The organism is Aeromonas sp. MR16 (genome assembly GCF_022549315.1).
In the GTDB taxonomy this organism is placed as follows: Bacteria; Pseudomonadota; Gammaproteobacteria; order Enterobacterales; family Aeromonadaceae; genus Aeromonas; species Aeromonas aquatica.
The window spans coordinates 31,640-49,089 of the sequence record NZ_JAKZFK010000023.1 but is presented as its reverse complement, the minus strand read 5'-3'; the positions used below and the strand labels follow the sequence as shown (position 1 = coordinate 49,089).

Annotated in this window: 17 protein-coding genes; 10 read left to right on the top strand and 7 right to left on the bottom strand. The window is 62.6% G+C overall.

Features of this window, described 5'->3' with window-relative positions; translation table 11 throughout:
* Positions 1–73: 73 nt before the first annotated feature.
* A complete protein-coding gene (locus MM194_RS15825; RefSeq protein ID WP_241344090.1) occupies positions 74–637 on the bottom strand; it encodes a DUF2799 domain-containing protein in 564 nt (187 codons plus the stop codon).
* A gap of 195 nt (positions 638–832) precedes the next feature.
* On the opposite strand from MM194_RS15825, the gene MM194_RS15820 reads away from it, so the two are divergent.
* On the top strand, positions 833–1,672 hold the full coding sequence (locus MM194_RS15820) for a 2OG-Fe(II) oxygenase family protein (protein WP_033129699.1): 840 nt from the start codon (positions 833–835) through the stop codon (positions 1,670–1,672).
* Between the two features lie 211 nt (positions 1,673–1,883).
* The gene (locus MM194_RS15815; RefSeq protein ID WP_033129700.1) at positions 1,884–3,197 is read left to right on the top strand and encodes a sodium-dependent transporter; all 1,314 of its coding nucleotides are present in this window, start codon (positions 1,884–1,886) and stop codon (positions 3,195–3,197) included.
* On the opposite strand, the gene MM194_RS15810 is transcribed toward MM194_RS15815, so the two are convergent.
* A complete protein-coding gene (locus MM194_RS15810) occupies positions 3,163–3,357 on the bottom strand; it encodes a hypothetical protein (protein WP_152599045.1) in 195 nt (64 codons plus the stop codon). The two genes, MM194_RS15815 and MM194_RS15810, sit on opposite strands and share 35 nt — an antisense overlap.
* A 267-nt stretch (positions 3,358–3,624) precedes the next feature.
* On the opposite strand from MM194_RS15810, the gene MM194_RS15805 reads away from it, so the two are divergent.
* Positions 3,625–4,938, top strand: coding sequence for a sodium-dependent transporter (locus tag MM194_RS15805; RefSeq protein WP_241344089.1), 1,314 nt, complete (start codon positions 3,625–3,627; stop codon positions 4,936–4,938).
* A gap of 175 nt (positions 4,939–5,113) precedes the next feature.
* On the opposite strand, the gene MM194_RS15800 is transcribed toward MM194_RS15805, so the two are convergent.
* On the bottom strand, positions 5,114–5,578 hold the full coding sequence (locus MM194_RS15800; RefSeq protein ID WP_033129702.1) for a hypothetical protein: 465 nt from the start codon (positions 5,576–5,578) through the stop codon (positions 5,114–5,116).
* 27 nt (positions 5,579–5,605) lie between these two features.
* Complete coding sequence (locus MM194_RS15795; protein WP_241344088.1) at positions 5,606–6,979, bottom strand: PLP-dependent aminotransferase family protein; 1,374 nt, start codon at positions 6,977–6,979, stop codon at positions 5,606–5,608.
* A 117-nt stretch (positions 6,980–7,096) separates the two neighbouring features.
* Between MM194_RS15795 and MM194_RS15790 the strand changes: the two genes are divergently transcribed.
* The 4 genes from MM194_RS15790 (at position 7,097) to MM194_RS15775 (ending at position 10,376) form a co-directional block, all read left to right on the top strand.
* On the top strand, positions 7,097–7,693 hold the full coding sequence (locus tag MM194_RS15790) for a LysE family translocator (RefSeq protein WP_241344087.1): 597 nt from the start codon (positions 7,097–7,099) through the stop codon (positions 7,691–7,693).
* Between the two features lie 102 nt (positions 7,694–7,795).
* Positions 7,796–8,386, top strand: a complete 591-nt coding sequence (locus MM194_RS15785; protein ID WP_033129705.1) for a LysE family translocator — start codon at positions 7,796–7,798, stop codon at positions 8,384–8,386.
* Positions 8,387–8,480: 94 nt separating this feature from the next.
* Positions 8,481–9,173, top strand: a complete 693-nt coding sequence (locus MM194_RS15780) for an aspartate/glutamate racemase family protein (protein ID WP_241344086.1) — start codon at positions 8,481–8,483, stop codon at positions 9,171–9,173.
* A 327-nt stretch (positions 9,174–9,500) separates the two neighbouring features.
* A complete protein-coding gene (locus tag MM194_RS15775; protein WP_241344085.1) occupies positions 9,501–10,376 on the top strand; it encodes a hypothetical protein in 876 nt (291 codons plus the stop codon).
* Between the two features lie 59 nt (positions 10,377–10,435).
* On the opposite strand, the gene MM194_RS15770 is transcribed toward MM194_RS15775, so the two are convergent.
* Entirely contained in the window at positions 10,436–12,226 is a 1,791-nt protein-coding gene (locus tag MM194_RS15770) for a long-chain fatty acid--CoA ligase (protein WP_241344084.1), read from the bottom strand.
* Positions 12,227–12,408: 182 nt separating this feature from the next.
* Between MM194_RS15770 and MM194_RS15765 the strand changes: the two genes are divergently transcribed.
* The gene (locus tag MM194_RS15765) at positions 12,409–12,954 is read left to right on the top strand and encodes a thioredoxin family protein (RefSeq protein ID WP_241344083.1); all 546 of its coding nucleotides are present in this window, start codon (positions 12,409–12,411) and stop codon (positions 12,952–12,954) included.
* 56 nt (positions 12,955–13,010) lie between these two features.
* On the opposite strand, the gene rimI is transcribed toward MM194_RS15765, so the two are convergent.
* Positions 13,011–13,472, bottom strand: a complete 462-nt coding sequence (gene rimI, locus MM194_RS15760) for a ribosomal protein S18-alanine N-acetyltransferase (protein ID WP_033129709.1) — start codon at positions 13,470–13,472, stop codon at positions 13,011–13,013.
* A gap of 138 nt (positions 13,473–13,610) precedes the next feature.
* The gene (locus MM194_RS15755) at positions 13,611–14,018 is read right to left on the bottom strand and encodes a DNA polymerase III subunit psi (RefSeq protein WP_241344082.1); all 408 of its coding nucleotides are present in this window, start codon (positions 14,016–14,018) and stop codon (positions 13,611–13,613) included.
* A 232-nt stretch (positions 14,019–14,250) separates the two neighbouring features.
* Here MM194_RS15755 and MM194_RS15750 point away from each other — a divergent pair, with 232 nt between their 5' ends.
* Together MM194_RS15750 and viaA are read left to right on the top strand one after the other, a co-directional pair.
* Positions 14,251–15,858 carry an ATPase RavA domain-containing protein gene (locus tag MM194_RS15750; protein ID WP_241344081.1) on the top strand — a complete coding sequence of 536 codons (1,608 nt, stop codon included), beginning with the start codon at positions 14,251–14,253 and terminating at the stop codon, positions 15,856–15,858.
* A 102-nt stretch (positions 15,859–15,960) separates the two neighbouring features.
* A complete protein-coding gene (gene viaA / locus MM194_RS15745) occupies positions 15,961–17,415 on the top strand; it encodes an ATPase RavA stimulator ViaA (RefSeq protein ID WP_033129712.1) in 1,455 nt (484 codons plus the stop codon).
* Positions 17,416–17,450: the final 35 nt, after the last annotated feature.

Here is a 17,450-nt window from a genome sequence, read left to right as displayed (position 1 = left end):
CAGGGGGCACTGCCGTCGGGGCGCCCCTGATCCTCATTGGAGGCGCGGGAGGGGATAGCGCCCTCCCTGACGCTCAACTGCCGAAGGAGAACTGGATCACCCGATCCGGGAAGCGGATGCGGTTGTACTCCCGGCGTACTCCTTCGTAATGGCGGATGGCCCGCTCGCGCTGGCCGCGGTAGTAGTCCCGTTGCTTGCTGTCGCTCTCGCCCCGGATCTGCTGATCCAGCTGGTAGATGTTGCGCTCGGTCCGCTCCAGTTCCTGCTCCAGCTCGCCGAGGCGCTGTGCCAGCAGGAATTCCTTGCGACCGCGTTCGAACTGGGTGAGGAAGGTCGTGTCGTTGGGGCAGACCCCCAGGTATTCGTTCCCCTCCCGCCCCTTGCTGTAGGCAAGCTCGGGGATGCAGTAGAGCTCCAGTCCCTTGGCGTAGCCCCGCTGCCACTCGGCTTCGTCCACCTTGAGGCCATATTCGCCGCAGGTCTTGCTGTAGCCGCTGCTGGCCGTCCGGGTCTTGCCCTCTGTCCCGTCCTGATAGCCCTGGTTGTACCAACTCATGGCGCGGCACTCCTCTTCCGACAGCGAACTGCAACCGGCGAGCAGCAGGGGCAGGGTCAGCAACAGCATCCTGGGGGACATGGGAGGGCTCCTAATGTGAAAGTGCAGGCATTCTAGAGAGGATGGACGATCAGGACAAGTCTCCACCGCAACCGGGATAACATGATGTTTTTATCAATACTTTCAACCTGTTGCGGACGCAGTCTTGGCAGACTTTTCTTGCCGGGGGAGGCAAGGTAAACTGCGCCTACTTTTAACTGGCGCGTAACAAAAACAATGAAAGTCCTGACCGTCGATTATCGCTCCCCCGATGCGGCCGAGCGCTTCACCGAATCCCTGCGTACTACCGGCTTCGGGGTGTTGACCAATCACCCCATCCCCAAGGAGCTGGTGCAGTCCATCTATGACAACTGGTATCGCTTCTTCATGAGCGAGCAGAAGCACGACTTCCTGTTCAAGCGCGAGACCCAGGACGGCTACTTCCCGCCGTCGGTGTCCGAGGTGGCCAAGGGCAACACCCAGAAAGATCTCAAAGAGTACTTCCATCTCTACCCCTGGGGTCAGATGCCGGAGGAGCTGAAGGCCCAGGCGATGGAGTACTATGCCCTCGCCAACAACCTGGCCGCCGAGCTGCTCGGCTGGGTGGAGCAGTACACCCCGAAGGACATCGCCGCCCACTACAGCTGCCCGCTCTCCTCCATGATCGAAGAGAGCCAGAAGACCCTGCTGCGGGTGCTGCACTACCCGCCGTTCGACGGCACAGAGGCGCCGGGGGCTATCCGTGCCGCCGCCCACGAGGACATCAACCTGCTCACCATTTTGCCCGCCGCCAACGAGCCTGGCCTGCAGGTGAAGGGATCCGATGGTGAATGGATGGACGTGCCCTGCGACTTTGGCACCCTGATCATCAACATAGGTGACATGCTGCAGGAGGCCTCCCACGGCTACTACCCCTCCACCACCCATCGGGTCATCAACCCGACCGGTGGCAGCGCCGCTAAGTCCCGCATCTCCCTGCCGCTGTTCCTGCACCCGCGCCCGGACGTGGTGCTCTCGGAGCGTCACACCGCCCACAGCTACCTGATGGAGCGGCTGCGGGAGCTGGGGGTTATCTAACCTGACGCCCACCTTTAAGGGATCGAAAACCGGAGCAAATAGGCTCCGGTTTTTATTGGGTGGCATCTTTGGGTAGTAATCCGAATATTATTGGTCATTGCTGCCAATAAAGCGGTTTTAAGCCGGATATACGCCGAGTGATTGCGCGCCCCCGGGCGTACTCTGGGCGCCATTTCGGGCCCCGTGGGCGGGCCCCTCGCTCGGAGTTCTTATGCAGCAGTCCCAATGGTCATCCCGGCTCGGTTACATCCTGGCCGCCGCGGGTTCCGCGGTCGGTCTCGGCGCCATCTGGAAGTTCCCCTATGTCACCGCCGCCAACGGGGGCGGCGCCTTCCTGCTGGTGTTCCTGCTGTTCAGCTTCACCCTGGGGGTGGCGGTGCTGATGGGAGAGACCCTGCTCGGCAGCCTGAGCCGGCGCGGGGTGGTGGGGGCCTTCGGCACGCTGCTGGGCCAACGCTGGCGCTGGGTCGGTGCCATGGGGCTCTTGTGCAGCCTGCTCATCTTCTGTTTCTACAGCGTGGTCGGCGGCTGGACCCTGGGCTACACCGGCATGGCGCTGGCGGGTGAGCTGCGCCACGGGGACGGGGCGGCGCTCACCGCCCGCTTCAACGACTACGTCGGGGATCCGCTCTGGCCCGTGCTGACCCACCTGCTGTTCGCCGGTCTCACCTGGTGGTTCGTGCAGGGCGGGGTACAAAAAGGGGTGGAGCGCACCCTGCGCTGGATGATGCCGGCCCTGTTCATCATGATCCTGCTGCTGGTGGCCTTCGGCCTGACCCTGCCCAATGCCATGGCCGGGGTGCGCCACTTCCTGCTGCCGGACTTCAGCAAGCTCGGCATGTCCGGGGTGCTGGACGCCCTGGGGCTGGCCTTCTTCTCCCTCTCCATCGGCCTTGGCATCCACACCACCTATGGCGCCTACCTGCCCTCCAGCGAAGGGGTTGGCCGCTCCAGCCTCTGGGTGGTACTGCTGGCGAGCCTGATCGCCGTGCTGGCGGGCCTGATGATCTTCCCGGTGCTGGCCTCCACGGGGATTGACCCGACTGCCGGGCCGGGGCTCACCTTTATGACCATGCCGGCCGTGTTCCAGCAGTTGCCGTTCGGCCAGGGGCTGGCGGTGGTGTTCTTCGCCCTCTTGGTGGTGGCGGCGCTCTCGTCTTCCATCTCCCTGCTGGAGCATTTGCAGTGTTTCCTCTGCGAGAGTTTCGGCTGGTCGCGGCGCGCCTCCTGCGGCCTCATCACGGCGCTGGTGATGGCGGGGGGCATACCGGTCAGCCTGTCGTTCGGCCCCTGGGCGAGCATCACCCTGTTTGGCAAGAACATCTTCGAGCTGCTGGACTTCGTCACCTCCAACCTGCTGATGCCGCTGTTCGGCCTGGCCCTCACCCTGCTGCTTGGCTGGCAGCTCGGCCGCAAGGCGCTGCCCGAGGGATTGGCTCCCCACTGGCGCCAGCTGGTGATGGGTTGCTGGCGCTGGCTGGCCCCCTTGCTCATCGGCGGCATCCTGGTGCGGGGTCTGCTGTAAACTCGGCGGCGGGCCCCAGGTCCACCGCCTTGAACTGCCATGATGATATGGCCGCCGGGTGGTCAGCGTTCATCGTCGTGGCGGGATTGACCATATGGAAAAATCCAACAAAGCGGGCCTTGTCGATATTTTTGATGGGTAATTTGATTTTTTTAACCATCAATATTCTGTTTTATGGGCCCATGGGGACTATTAACTGTCAACCTCTCTTTCCATGGTTTAGGCTGTGCCCCCTGTTTTGCGTTCGGGTCACCCCCTCATGTCACCTTTCATCACCTCCTTTGGTCGATTTTTTAGCTCGCAAGAGAGGTGACCTTGCACGCGCAGTTTGTCTGAATGTTCATTGCAAAGGTCGCCAGAGGCGGCCTTTTTTATTTCCCGTCATGGTCAGGAGTCTCGATTCGATGTTGTCTTACCCGGAGGTTGTATGAGCCAGGTTCAGTGGTCTTCCCGTCTTGGGCATGTGTTGGCGGCAGCCGGCACCGCTATCGGCCTCGGCGCCATCTGGAAGTTTCCCTATGTGACCGCCACCAACGGCGGCGGCGCCTTCCTGCTAGTGTTCCTGCTGTTCAGCTTCACCCTGGGGGTGGCGGTGCTGGTGGGGGAGACATTGCTCGGCAGCCGCAGCCAGCGCGGGGTGCTCGGCGCCTTCAACCAGCTGGTGGGGCCGAACTGGCGCTGGATGGGTTACATGGGGATACTGTGCGGCTTCTTCATCTACAGCTTCTACAGCGTGGTCGGCGGCTGGACCGTGGGCTATGCGGCGCTGGCGGTGATGGGCAAGCTGAACCTGAGCGAGGGTTCGGCGCTGACCGCCCTGTTCAACGGCTATGTCAGCCATCCCGGGTGGCCGGTGCTGACCCATCTGGTGTTTGCCGCGCTCACCTGGTGGTTTGTGCAGGGGGGCATTCAGAAGGGGGTGGAGCGGGCCCTGCGCTGGATGATGCCGGCCCTGTTCATCATGATGTTGCTGCTGGTGGCGGTGGGGCTCTCCATGCCGGGCTCCCTGGCCGGGGTGCGCCAGCTGCTGCTGCCGGACTTCTCCATGCTGACCGGCCAGAGCGTGCTGGATGCGCTGGGGCTCGCCTTCTTCTCCCTCTCCATCGGCCTGGGGGTGCACACCACCTATGGCGCTTACCTGCCAAACAGCGAGGGGGTGCTGAAATCCGGCGTCTGGGTGGTGACCCTGGCGAGCCTCATCTCGGTGCTGGCGGGCTTGATGATCTTCCCGGCGCTGGCTTCCACGGGCATTGACCCGACTGCCGGGCCAGGCCTCACCTTTATGACCATGCCCGCGGTGTTCAGCCACCTGCCGTTCGGCCAGGGGCTGGGGGTGGTGTTCTTCCTGTTGCTGCTGGTGGCGGCGCTCTCCTCCTCCATCTCTATGCTGGAACACCTGGTGCGCTTCACCACAGAGGAGTGGGGCTGGTCCCGCCGCGGTGCCTGCCGGGTGCTGACCCTGCTGATCATGGCCTCCGGCATCCCGGTCAGCCTGTCATTCGGCCCCTGGAGCGAGCTGACCCTGTTTGGCAAGACGATATTCGACTTGCTGGACTACCTCACCTCCAACCTGATGATGCCGCTGTTCGGCCTGGTGCTGACCCTGCTGCTGGGCTGGCGACTGGGAGACAGCATTCTGCCCGCCGACCTGTCGCCCTTTATGCGTGGCTGCCTGCTCTGGTGCTGGCGGCTGGTGGCGCCGCTGCTGATCGGCGGTATCCTGGTGCGAGGCATCATCTGACCTCCTGTAGAGCCGGTTGTGGATAGCAAGAGGATGTCGGTGGCCGGTGGTGTCATTGCTGATCGCCGGCATTCTGGTGCGAGGCATCATCTGACGGGCTTAAAGAGATAAGGGATAAAGCGAGAGGGGTTGGCCAGTGGCCAACCCCTCTTTGTATCTGGGCATCTGGCGCTGCTTATTGCAGCCCCGGCCCCTTGGCGGAGAAGGGGCAGTCGGCCTGCTGGATGAGGTGGCGCCCCTGATGGCCATCTCCCTGCCAGACGAGATCGAGCTGACCGAGTCGGCCGAGGTGGCGCAGCTCGAACTCGTAACGCAGGCAGGGGTTGTCCGTGGGCAGCGCCTTCATGCCCGCCGGCAGTTGATAGCGATAGCGCAGCAGGGGGCCATCCTGCAGTGCTATCTCTGCGGGCACCAGCCCTTCCGCCGTGGGGGAGGGCGCCTCGAGATAGCGACGCAGGGCGACGGGGGCGTCAATGGCCTTCTGGTAGTGGAGCCCGTTCATGGCTGCCAGCTCCTCCTCCAGCCGTGCCAGCTCCCCTTCCAGTCCGCTCAGGGCCTGGCCGAGCTGCTGATGGGCGGGGGCGGCACAGCCTCCCAGCAGCAGGGTCATGAGTAACAAGGGGGCGCGGGGTGGCAACATGAAGGCTCCTTCTGGGCGGGCCACTGACTATAGCAGGGGATTGGTCGGCGGTGCGCTTCGCAGCAGGCCGGCGAGACGCTCGAGCCCCTCGGCGACACGGGCGTCGGTGGCGGGCTGGCTGAGGCTCAGGCGCACCCCTTGCGGCGCGGCAAATTGGCCGGCGGCGAAGTGTTCCCCACTGGCGACCCCGACGTCAAGGGCGTTGGCCGCCTCGGCAAACTCCTGACTGCGCCAAGGCTCGGGCAGGGGTAGCCAGGCGTGCATGGAGCCCGGCTGCCAGCGGGCGCCTGGCAGCAGGTGGCGCAGCAACTCTCCCCGGCGCGCCAGGATCCGTCTCTGCAGCTCGATGAGCGGCATGATCTGGTGCTGGCTCACCAGCTTGCAGGCCAGCTCGATGAGCAGCGGGCTCACCATCCAGCTCGACAGCCGCATCGCCTGGGCGAAGCCGTTGCGCAGGGACGGCGGTGTCAGCACGAAACCGACGCGCAGGCCGCCGCAGGCGATCTTGGCCAGGCTGCCGAGGTAGATGACCCGCTCCGGCGCGAGATTGACCAGGGGGGGAGTGGTGGTCTCCGGCAGCAGGCCGTTGACGTCGTCCTCGATGATCAGCAGGTCGTGGCGACGGGCGATAGAGACTATGGCCTCCCGCCGCGCCAGGCTCATGATGGCGGTGGTGGGGTTCTGCAGGGTGGGGGTCAAATAGAGCAACTTGGCCCGCCGCTGGCGGCAGGCCGCATCCAGCGCCGCCGGGATCAATCCCTCTTCGTCGAGCGGCAGGCCCACCACCTGGTTCTTCAGCTGGCGCGCGTTGCCCAGCATGCCGGGGTAGCTGAGGCCCTCGCACAGGATGGTTTCCCCCACGCAGCCGGTGGCGAGCAGGGCCAGCATGATGCCGTGCTGGGCACCGTGGCTGAACAGCAGGTGCTCCTCGCGGCAATGGACCCCCAGGCCGGTGAGCCAGTCGACGAACAGCTGGCGCTGCTCGAGCCGTCCCGCCTCCTTGTCATAGCCGAGCAGGGCATTGAGATCCCCTTCCGCCAGCTCGTTCAGCATCGGCTTGATGATGGCGGCCCTGTCCAGCTGCACCGGCAGGTTCTGCCACAGCTCGATGCGGTGACTGTCTTCGTTGCGGATCACCCACTCGTTTGCGGGATCCGCCTCCCCCCTGACCCAGGTGCCGTGGCCCACCCTGGCGGCCAGCAGACCGCGTCGTTCGGCCTCGGCGTAGGCGCGGGTGACGGTGCCGACCGTCACGCCGAGCTTGTCCGCCAGCGCCCGCATAGTCGGCAGCCGGGTCTGGGGCGGCAGGGTGCCGCCATGGATGGCCTGTTCTATGGCCTTGACCAGTTTCAGGTAGAGGGGGCCTTCGAAGGCGTCGAGGTTGGGGGTCCAGATTGTCATGGTGACAATAAATCCATTGATCGCAAGATTGTCTCAATATAGCGTGAATATCAGCCGTTAAACAACCTCGATACCCACATTGTATCGATACAATATGATCTGATGGGAGATAAATCCATGACCATGGAATGGTATGCCACCCTGTTTGGCTTCGCCCTGCTCACCTGTGGCACCCCGGGGCCCAACAATCTCATGTTGACGGCATCCGGTGCCAACTTCGGGGTGCGCCGCACCCTGCCGCATCTGATAGGTGTGGTGGTGGGCCAGCCGGTGCTGCAACTGGTGCTGGCGCTCGGCTTCTATCCGTTGTTCGAGCGCTGGCCCCTGCTCAAGCTGAGCCTGCAGGTGCTGGGCAGCCTCTATCTGCTGTGGCTGGCGTGGCGCATCGCCGTGGCCGGTGCCCCCGGCGATCCGGCACGGCGCTCGCGTCCGCTGACCTTCCTGGAAGGGCTGGGCTTCCAGTTCCTCAACCCCAAGGCCTGGATGATGGGGATCTCGGCCATCAGTCTGTTCAGCCTGCCGGGGAATGATTACTGGCCGAGCCTGTGGGGCATCATGTCCGTCTTCCCCATGGCGGGGTTGCCGGTCTGCTTCGCCTGGGTGCTGTTCGGTCATCAGCTCAGCCGCTGGATCAATTCGGATAAAGGCTGGCGCCGCCTCAACGGCAGCCTGGGCGCCTTGACCGCGCTCTGTGTGGTGATGCTCTGGTATTGATGAGTGACTGATTATTAATGCAAATAAAGTGCATTGCTGACCTTGTCGTCAGGGCGCAGGCTCTGCATATTAGGGAGCTTGCTGTCACTCTATGAGGTTGAGATGGATCTGAACTGGTTGCTTCCCCTGGCGGGCTTTGCCCTGATCACCTGTGGCACGCCGGGCCCCAACAACATGTTGCTCACCAGCGCCGGTGCGGCCCAGGGCTTTCGCCGCTCGGTGCCGCTGCTGGTGGGGGTGGTGGGTGGCATCAACCTGATGATCCTGGCCATGGCACTGGGGCTGGGGGTGGTGTTCGAGAAGCTGCCGCTGCTGCACGAGGGGCTCAAGATCCTCGGCTCGGCCTACCTGCTCTGGCTGGCCTGGAAGGTGGCGACCGCCAGCGGCCCGGCCGAGGGCAACAGGCCGCTCATCCCGGCTCACCAGGGGGCCATGCTGCAACTGCTCAACCCCAAGGCCTGGATGATGGCGCTCTCCGCCATCAGCGGCTTCACCCTGGCGGGAGAAGCCTATTGGCCATCCGCCGGCTGGGTGCTCGGCATCTTCTTCGTGACCGGCCTCTACACCGGTGCCTTCTGGGTGCTGTTCGGTGCCCAGGTGCGCCGACTCATCCGCACCGCCAGGGGCTGGCGTCGTTTCAACCGAACCATGGGGCTCGCCACGGCGGCCTGCGTGCTGATGATCTGGATTTAGGCCTTTGGCCTTACCCTCTGTCTTGTTGGCCCTGCGGGGCCTTTTTTGTCTGCGGGTGGCGGCATTGTCACCCTCCATGGTGAGAGGAGCTGCTATGAAATGTATCGGTCTGCTGGGGGGCATGAGCTGGGAGTCCAGCGTCAGCTACTATCAGGCGCTCAACCGGGGCGTGCGGGCCCGGCTCGGCGGCCTGCACTCGGCACGGGTGTTGCTCAACAGCGTCGACTTCGCCGAGATAGAGCGGCTGCAGCACGCGGGGGACTGGCCCGCCACCGCCCGCCTGCTGAGCATCGCCGCCCGGGATCTGCAGGCCGGTGGCGCCGATTTCCTGCTGATAGGCACCAACACCATGCACAAGGTGGCGCCCGAGATAGCCGCCGCCATCGAGATTCCGCTGCTGCACATCGCGGACGCCACCGCCAGGCGCCTGCGGGCAGACGGGGTGACCCGGGTCGGCCTGCTCGGCACCCGCTTCACCATGGAGCAGGATTTCTACAAGGGACGACTGCAAGAGCTGTTCGGGCTGGAGGTGCTGGTGCCCGGCGACGCTGCGCGGGAGTGGGTACACAGCATCATCTATGACGAGCTCTGCCTCGGCGACATTCGCGAGTCGTCCCGGGCCGAATACCTCGCCATCATCGCCGGGCTGGCGCAGGCGGGTGCCCAGGCGGTGATCCTGGGCTGCACCGAGATAGCCCTGCTGGTGGAGGATGCAAAGGCTGCGGTGCCGCTCTACGACACCACCGCCATTCATGCGGAGGCGGCGGTGGAGTGGGCGCTGGGCTGAGGCGCCATGGTGCCTCTTTTGCTGTTTGGGGGAAACCTTGGCCTAAACGTGGCTCTGCTTAACGACCCTGGGCTTTACCTTCTGTCTATTGGCTCTTCGGGGCCCTTTCATCAATGGGTGGCGTAAAATACAGTGGTTTATAGTCTTACGATTCAAGCATTCTAATTTAATATGTTTAATATATTTGTTTTGGAAGGATTCGTACCAAATAACCCACTAGATAGGTTCATTTTAAAATATGGCTACCCTTCAAAGTCAACACCCCATGTGAGCCTCCTTATGTTGAGTTAAAGTAATATATCATTCTACCTTTAGCGTGGAGGTTATATGAAGGCGATTATATTTTCACTTTTAATTCCAATTGGTGTGTCTGCTGTAGAACAAGACTATAGACTTACAATGGATTCTTGGGTTGATGGAGTCCTGGACAGCGGTACTGCCTCATCATCAACAATAGTGGTGAATGTTGAGAACGGTGTAATATCTCCAGGTAATAGTGGTGATTTGATAAATGGTAGTTTTATCGAAAATGAAAAGATAGTAAATTTAAAGCAAAGTTCGAATCAAAAAAATACTTATTATCTTGGTAAACTAATAGATGTTCGGCAATACCAGGGTGTTTGGTATGATATTGATGGTAATGGTGGCGACTTCCGCATTGAATGGGGTAATGAGGAAACACCTGACTGTCGCTTAGCAACAGAAACTGGTTGGTATCACGGTTTATACTGCAATACGGAAATTGATGGAGGTGGTTGGCGCTTGGTTGCCGTGAGGTATAATAAAGAGCCTTATATTCCCGTTGAAACGCTCACTGAATTAAATAGCAATCAGTATCTCAATCCAGGTGCATGGGTGCAATTAAAGGATGAGTCAACAGAGATCTTGTTTTTACAGCCTGATACAAATGTATGGGGGGTTATGAATATATCGCAAGCAAGTAACCAAAAATTCTGTTCACCATTGGGTGATAATTTAAGTAAGAAAGTATTGGTTCATGCTGAGAAAGAGGGTTGTTCGCTCGAAAACCTAGACTATACAGTAGTCGGCCATCCTGGTAGTTTAGATTATCAAGGAAATTTTTATCGGTATAAAAAAGGTGTTTGGACTACGAATTATCCAGATTTATGGGCTAGGACAAATTGGGCTCAGCAACAAGACGTCTCATATGGTAGTAGCCAACTGATGGTTTTTGTAAGATAAATAATGGCCACCTTAGGGTGGCCTTTATTTATGTGGTGTATGTAAAAATATTCAATTGCTTATACGTGGCTGTACATCGCCTCGATCTCGCTCTGGTACTTGGCCTCGATGATCTTGCGGCGCAGCTTCATGGTGGGGGTGATCTCCCCGAGCTCCATGGAGAAGGCGCTCGGCAGCAGGGTGAACTTCTTCACCTGCTCGAACTTGGCCAGCTCCTGTTGCAACTCATGAATGCGTGACTCGAAGAATTCCACCACCCGGGAGTGGCGCAGCAGCTCGGTCTTGCACTGATATTGCAGGTTGATGGAGCGGGCGTACTCCTCCAGCGATTCGAAGCAGGGCACGATCAGCGCCGACACGAAGTGACGGGCGTCGGCGACGATGGCAATTTGCTCGATGAAGCGATCCTTGCCGAGGGTGCCTTCCACCAGTTGCGGTGCCACGTACTTGCCGTTGGAGGTCTTCATCAGCTCCTTGAGGCGTTCGGTGAAGTAGAGGTTGCCCTTGTCGTCCATCTCGCCGGCATCGCCGGTGCGCAGGAAGCCATCCTCGGTCATTACCTCGGCGGTGGCCTCTGGCTTGTTGTAGTAGCCGCGCATCACGGTCGGGGAGCGAACCAGCAGCTCGTTGTTCTCACCCAGCTTCACCTCGATGCCGCTGAGCACAGTGCCGATGGAGCCCAGCTTGAACTGTTGATCCTCGAAGCAGCAGACGGTGGCCGTGGTCTCGGTCATGCCGTAGCCGTACTTGAGGTTGAGCCCCATGGCCTGGAAGAAGAGGTTCACATCGTCCGCGAGGCGGGCGCCAGCCACCGGCAGGAAGCGGGTGCGGCCACCGAAGCGGGCGCGCAGCTTGCGAAACACCAGCCGCTCCGCCAGTGCGAGCTTGGCATAGAGCAGCGGCGAGGCGGATTCGCCCGCCTGACGGGTGGCCACCATCTGCTGGCCAACTTTAGTGGCCCAGCCGAACAGGGCGCGGCGCAGGCGCGGTGCCTGGGCGACCTTGGCCTGGATCATGGCGTAGGCCTTCTCGTAGAGGCGCGGCACGGCGCACATCACGGTCGGTTGCACCTCGCCGATGACGTCCATAACCTTCTGGGGATCGCGGATGTAGACGTTCTCGGCGCCGCAGTAGAGCACGTAGTAGGTCCAGACGCGCTCGAACACGTGGCTCAGCGGCAGCATGCACAGGGAGACGTCCTGCTGATTCAGATCCAGACGCTTGTCGTGCATCTCGAAGCAGGCGGCGACGTTGGCAAAATCGAGCATGACGCCCTTGGGCTCACCCGTGGTGCCCGAGGTGTAGATGAGGGTCAGCAGGTCGTCCATCCGGTACTGCTGCTCGCGGACGCGCAGCGCCTGTTCGCTCGGCTGATGGTTGCCGGAGGAGAGGAAGGTCTGGAAGTGGCTGGCCTCTGGACAGCCGCGCAGATCGACGGTGCCGTCCAGGGTGACGATCTGGCGGATCTCGCCATTGTTCAACAGCTGGAGCGCCTGATCGAACTGCTGCTGCTCCCCCACGAACAGCAGGCTGATGTTGGCGTCACGCACTATGTAGCGCAACTGCTCCGGGGTGCTGGTGGGGTAGATGGGCACGCTGACGCCGCGGGCGGCGAGGATGCCGAGGTCTGCCTGGGTCCATTCCGGCATGTTGCGGGCATAGATACCGACCATCTCGGTGGGCTGGTGGCCGGTACGGATCAGGGCCTGGGCGCAATAGTCCATCGCCTGACCCAGGGTGCGCCAGCCGATGGCACGCCACTGGCCATCCTGCTGGACGCGCAGGGCGGCCTTGTTGCCAAGGCGGGCAATGCGTTCCCGCATCAGTCGAACCAGATGAAACTGCGGCATCCTCAATCATCCTCAAGTAACAGTTGTACGCCCGTGAGGGCACTCAAAATCGCGCTGGAGTGTAAACTCTAGCATTACAGCTTACAAGTGTGCGCCGTTTGTCCTGGATCACAAAGTCGTCAAGTCTGATTGCCTCAGGCATGATGGGACAAAGAGATCGGATTCGTTCAGGGAGGGTGGCCATGAAGTTCGGGATCAAGAGCCTGTTCACGGGGGGCTTGCTGCTGCTGGCGGGGGTCGGTGTGCTCTGGTTTGTGCTGGGAGGCTTGCCTGCGGGGGAGGACAATCCCTGGCTGAGCGGGGCCGAGGGTTACGAACAGGGTCAGCAACGGGCACTGAGCGAGGGGATCCCTTTGCTCTACGTGATCGAACACGCCAAGTGTCGACGCTGCAAGACCCTCGATACCCTGTTGTGGCGCGCTCCCGAGCTGCAATCCAGCCTGGCCGGGCTGGTCAAGGTGCGGCTCAACCCCGATGCGGGGGATGGCAGTGCCCACATACTGCGCCGCTTCCCCCAGGTGGCGACGTCACCCGGCATCTATCTCCAGCGACCGGGTGAGCCGCTGCGGCCCATCAGAGTCGAGGTGGAGGAGCAGCAGATCTGGATGCCGGGAGTGACCTATGGTCGCGGCTTCTTCATGCCGCTGTCGGTTGCTGGCTTCGACGCCGTGGTGCGCGTCACCCTCACCCTGGAGGATCCCGCCATCGACAATGCGCCCTTGCCCTGAGACGTGGGGGGTTGAGAATGTGGCTCGGCCGACAGAGAGCCGTTTTGACCGGCGGCTTAACCGAAGTCGAACAGGCGGGACATCAGCACCGCGTCTTCCCTGTCCTGACCGGTGCCGTAGTAGTCGGCGCGGCGGCAATATTCGGCGAAGCCTTCACTCTCGTAGAGGGATATGGCGCGCTTGTTGCCGGCGCGCACCTCCAGGAACCAGGCCTCCGCCTTCTTCGCCTTGCTGCGGGCGAGGTACTCCTTGAGCAGCGCCCGGCCCAGCCCCTTGCCCTGAAAATCGGGGTGCACGCAGATGTTCATCAGCGAGCTGTCGCCCGCCACCAGATCCGCGATGTAGAAGCCGGCGGGGCGATCGTCCACCAGCATCAGGCCGTTGAGATAGCGCGGCCCGAAGCAGGAGAGCAGGTTTGCCTGGCTCCAGGGCTCCTGATGGGCGGCCTGCTCTATGGGGTAGATGAGCGCAAAATCGCTCTCTTGCAGCGGACGAAAGCTGAGGTTGGCGTCAGACATGATAACTCCGGGAAGGATTCGCACTTGCGATACAGGGCATGGCCATGCCATGGTCGTTGGCTGAGAAGGCCGGGCGGCGCAAGTCTGGATGACTGGGGTGGTGCCATGAGCCGATGGCGAGTCGGTGCATGGCCTGGTTTAGCCGGGCAGTCGCTGCCGGCACTGCTGCCACAGGGCGCGCTTGTGCGCCGCATCGGGCTTGAGCGGACAGACCAGGGCGTCGGGCCAGTGCGCATCGGCGGCCGTCAGCCAGAGCAGGGGCGGAGTCGCCCCCTCGGGCAGCTCCCCTAGCAAGGAGACCTCGTCCGGCCCTATGCCGAGCAGATTGCAGATGTCTGCCAGCAAGCTCGCGGCGGGCAGCGTCGGTGCCAGCAGCCACAGCTTGCCCGTTGGCAGGGGGGCCTGCGCTGGCGCGGGGACGGCGTTATCCGCCGTTGCCTGTGCGGGCTCGCCCCCCGCCTGGAGCGGGGCTCTGAGCTGCCAGCTCTGTATGCCCATCCTGGCCAGGATGCGCTGACGCAGGGGGTCCAGCAGGGGATCTTGCATGGCGAAGGCTCACTCTTGATCTGTATTGGGGTAAATTCTGATGCGCAGAGTACACTCTCGCCGGATTTGCTGCACCCTTTGCGCATTGCGGCTATCCCCGAACAGGGATTTTCAGCGGGATCCCCGGCGCCTTGCGGCGGGGATGACCAGAATCAACAGACATTGCAGTGGCGCGCGGCCAGAGGCCGGACCGTGTCGTCACGCTCGACCACCAGCTTCGGAAACTGTGCCTATGCCGCCTTTAGCCCAGAATACTGTTCGTGCCATCCCCATCCAGGAGCGCCTGCCCAGGTTGCTGGCCGCTCTCGGAGAGGGGTTATACGAGCGGCAGGATGCCCTGCGGCTCGGCTTGCTGGCGGCCCTCAGTGGCGAGAGCGTTTTCCTGCTCGGCCCCCCCGGCATCGCCAAGAGCCTGATCGCCCGGCGTCTCAAGCTGGCCTTCTTTGATGCCCGCCATTTCGAATACCTGATGACCCGTTTCAGCACGCCGGAGGAGGTGTTCGGGCCCCTCTCCATCCAGGCGCTGAAGGAGGATGGCAAATACCTGAGGCTGACCCGCGGCTACCTGCCGGAGGCCGAGGTGGTGTTTCTCGACGAGATCTGGAAGGCGGGCCCCGCCATCCTCAACACCCTGCTCACCGCCATCAACGAGCGCCAGTTCCGCAACGGCGACAGCCAGCATCCCATCCCTATGCGGCTGCTGGTGACCGCCTCCAACGAGTTGCCCGCGCCGGACAGCGGGCTGGAGGCGCTGTACGACCGCATGCTGGTGCGGATCTGGATGGACAGGGTGCAGGAGAAATCCAACTTCCAGGCCATGCTGGCGAGCGATGGTCAATCCCACCAGAACCTGTCCCCCTCGGTGCAGATCCATGGCGAGGAGTATGAGGCCTGGCAGGGACAGATCGAGCAGGTGCGCCTGCCGGACGCCTGCTTCGAGCTCATTTATCAGCTGCGCCAGCAGCTCGACAGCCAGCTCGGCCACGGCTGCTACGTGTCGGATCGGCGCTGGAAGAAGGCCGTAAGGCTCATCAAGGCGAGTGCCTTCTTCAACGGTCGCGACGAGGTGGCGCCGCTGGATCTGCTGCTGTTCAAGGATTGCCTCTGGCACGACGAAGCCTCCCGCACCGCCCTGCTGGAGATGATCGGCGAATTCTCCCGCCTCTACGGCTACCAGCAACTGGCCATGACCCGCCAGCTGCTCTCCCTGCGAGAGCAGTTCAAGCAGATCAAGAACGCGGTCTCCCTGCGGCTCGGCTGCAAGGCGGTCAAGCGCAAGCAGTGGTTCGGCCGCCGCGCCCGTGGCACCGAGCTGCCGCTGGCCAACGCCAAGCCCTTCGGCAAGCTGGTGCGCTTCCATCTGCTCACTCCGGCGCCGCTGGATGGCGGGGATCCCGAGCGCCTGACCGGCACCCTCACCTTCGATCGCACCCTGCTCTCCCACTGGCACCCGACCGGCGAGGCCCTGGTGGGCTGGCCCCTTGGCAACCCCAAGGAGGGGCACTACGAGCTGGTGCTCGACGCCGAGCTGCGGCTGCACGTGCTGGACATCCAGCGCCAGCCGGTGCCCCTGGTGCTGGTGGAGCGCGCCGCCATCCCCGAGGTGGTGATCGCGCCCTGGCAAGCCGAATTGACTGAGCTGGTGGATCAGGTGAGCCGGGTGCAGCAGAGCCTCAAGGTGCAGCGGGGGCTGTTCGATCGTCACCAGCCCCATCTGTTTATCGGGGCGCACTGGTTGCAGCAGGTGGAAGACAGCTTCTTCGTGTTGAACCGGGATCTGGAGCGGTTGCGCGCCGAGCTGCTGCAGTGGCGTGACCGCCTGTCCGGGTTCGATGCATAATGGTTTTTTGTGCTGCAATAGTCGCAAATAACAAGTCAAACATGCTACTGGTGTGTGACTGGCAGCCTCTCCTTTGTCAGCGTCGCCTCATAAGGAGATCCCGTGCTTGAGATCGGCATGATGGATCTGGGGCTCCTCATGGGGGAGGGGGAACTGGCGGGAGAGATGGCGTTGCTGCTGGCCTCCACCCCCAAGATCTCCGAATTCCTGAAACGTTCCCCGCTGCAGGGCAAGCTGCTCAAGAAACGCATCCAGAGCTGGAGCGAACAGCTCGGCGAGGAGATGCGCCACAAGCCGGTGCCGGTGGCGCTGGAGCAGGAGTACCGGCTCTATCAGGCGCACCGGTTGCTGCCCATGACCGAGCTGGTGGGCCGCCTGCCCGCCCTGCTGGAGGCGCTGGATCAGCACAGCCCCTTCGCCGGCGATGCCCGCAGCCTGGTGCGCCAGATCATGGTGCAGCCCACCGAGGGCCTGCGTCAGCTGTTTATCGAGAAGTGGCGGGCCAGCCTGGTGGGCAGCCTGCTGCAACTGCAGCAGCAGATCGCCGAGGCGGAGCGGGAGAAGCAGCGCCAGGAGATAGAGGATCAGCTGCTGGCGAACCGCACCCTGGCCGATGCGCTGGATCCGCACCAGATCTCGGCCGGCGGCCTCTGGGATCTGGCCCAGGGCAGCTGGCACAAACGCAGCCTGGTGCTGGTGCAACAATATGCCCGCATGTTGCAGCGCGAGCCCTTGCTCGGGGAGATCGCCGCCCTGCTCGGGCGCAGCGAGCGGGAGCGACGCACCGACTCCCTGACTCTGCCACCTGTGCCGGTGCATGAGCTCGAGGAGGTGCAGACCGACGACGTACCGGACGATCTGGTGGGGGTACACCCGGCCAGCGACCTGATGCGGCTGTTGCCGAGCGAGGCGGTGATGCTGGCCCTGCCCGAGCTGGAGCTGGAATTCTATCGCCGCTACCTGGAGCGGCGGCTGCTCAGCTACCAGTCGCGGGGCACCCTGCCACGCCAGCGCCTGATGCTGCGATCCCCTGAACAGGGGGGGGAGGAGCCCCAGCCGCGCGGGCCCTTCATCGTCTGCGTCGATACCTCGGGCTCCATGGGGGGTTACCCTGAGGAGTGCGCCAAGGCGCTGTTTTTGGCCCTGCTCAAGGTGGCGATGGACGAGAAACGGGGCTGCTACCTGATGCTGTTTTCCACCGAGGTGGCGACCCTCGAGATCACCGCCGAGACCGGGCTCGACAAGGCGGAGCGCTTCCTCTCCATGAGCTTCCACGGCGGCACCGATCTGGTGCCCTGTCTCGAGCAGGCGCTGACCCAGCTGGAACGGCCGGATTTTGCCAAGGCCGATGTGCTGGTGATCTCCGATTTCATCGCCCAGAGCCTGCCCCATGCCCTGCTCGACAAGATGAACGCGAGGCGCAAACAGCAGACCCGTTTCCACGCCGTCGCCATGTCCAAACACGCCAAACCGGCGATCCTGCGAGTGTTCGACAACAGCTGGCTGCTGGACTGCGGCCTGCGTGGCCGGTTATTGCGGCGCTGGCAACGCAGCTGAGGGACAGCCTCCTTTCACTCTCTAGATGCTGACAA

Bases quoted from the DNA above. Each gene is read 5' to 3' on its own strand.
- MM194_RS15820 (WP_033129699.1), top strand. From the start codon at position 833: ATGAAAGTCCTGACCGTCGATTATCGCTCCCCCGATGCGGCCGAGCGC.
- rimI (WP_033129709.1), bottom strand. From the start codon at position 13,472: ATGTCTGACGCCAACCTCAGCTTTCGTCCGCTGCAAGAGAGCGATTTT.
- MM194_RS15785 (WP_033129705.1), top strand. From the start codon at position 7,796: ATGGATCTGAACTGGTTGCTTCCCCTGGCGGGCTTTGCCCTGATCACC.
- MM194_RS15755 (WP_241344082.1), bottom strand. From the start codon at position 14,018: ATGCAAGATCCCCTGCTGGACCCCCTGCGTCAGCGCATCCTGGCCAGG.
- MM194_RS15800 (WP_033129702.1), bottom strand. From the start codon at position 5,578: ATGTTGCCACCCCGCGCCCCCTTGTTACTCATGACCCTGCTGCTGGGA.
- MM194_RS15770 (WP_241344084.1), bottom strand. From the start codon at position 12,226: ATGCCGCAGTTTCATCTGGTTCGACTGATGCGGGAACGCATTGCCCGC.
- MM194_RS15780 (WP_241344086.1), top strand. From the start codon at position 8,481: ATGAAATGTATCGGTCTGCTGGGGGGCATGAGCTGGGAGTCCAGCGTC.
- MM194_RS15810 (WP_152599045.1), bottom strand. From the start codon at position 3,357: ATGGTTAAAAAAATCAAATTACCCATCAAAAATATCGACAAGGCCCGC.
- MM194_RS15790 (WP_241344087.1), top strand. From the start codon at position 7,097: ATGACCATGGAATGGTATGCCACCCTGTTTGGCTTCGCCCTGCTCACC.
- MM194_RS15765 (WP_241344083.1), top strand. From the start codon at position 12,409: ATGAAGTTCGGGATCAAGAGCCTGTTCACGGGGGGCTTGCTGCTGCTG.
- MM194_RS15775 (WP_241344085.1), top strand. From the start codon at position 9,501: ATGAAGGCGATTATATTTTCACTTTTAATTCCAATTGGTGTGTCTGCT.
- MM194_RS15825 (WP_241344090.1), bottom strand. From the start codon at position 637: ATGTCCCCCAGGATGCTGTTGCTGACCCTGCCCCTGCTGCTCGCCGGT.
- MM194_RS15795 (WP_241344088.1), bottom strand. From the start codon at position 6,979: ATGACAATCTGGACCCCCAACCTCGACGCCTTCGAAGGCCCCCTCTAC.
- MM194_RS15815 (WP_033129700.1), top strand. From the start codon at position 1,884: ATGCAGCAGTCCCAATGGTCATCCCGGCTCGGTTACATCCTGGCCGCC.
- MM194_RS15750 (WP_241344081.1), top strand. From the start codon at position 14,251: ATGCCGCCTTTAGCCCAGAATACTGTTCGTGCCATCCCCATCCAGGAG.
- MM194_RS15805 (WP_241344089.1), top strand. From the start codon at position 3,625: ATGAGCCAGGTTCAGTGGTCTTCCCGTCTTGGGCATGTGTTGGCGGCA.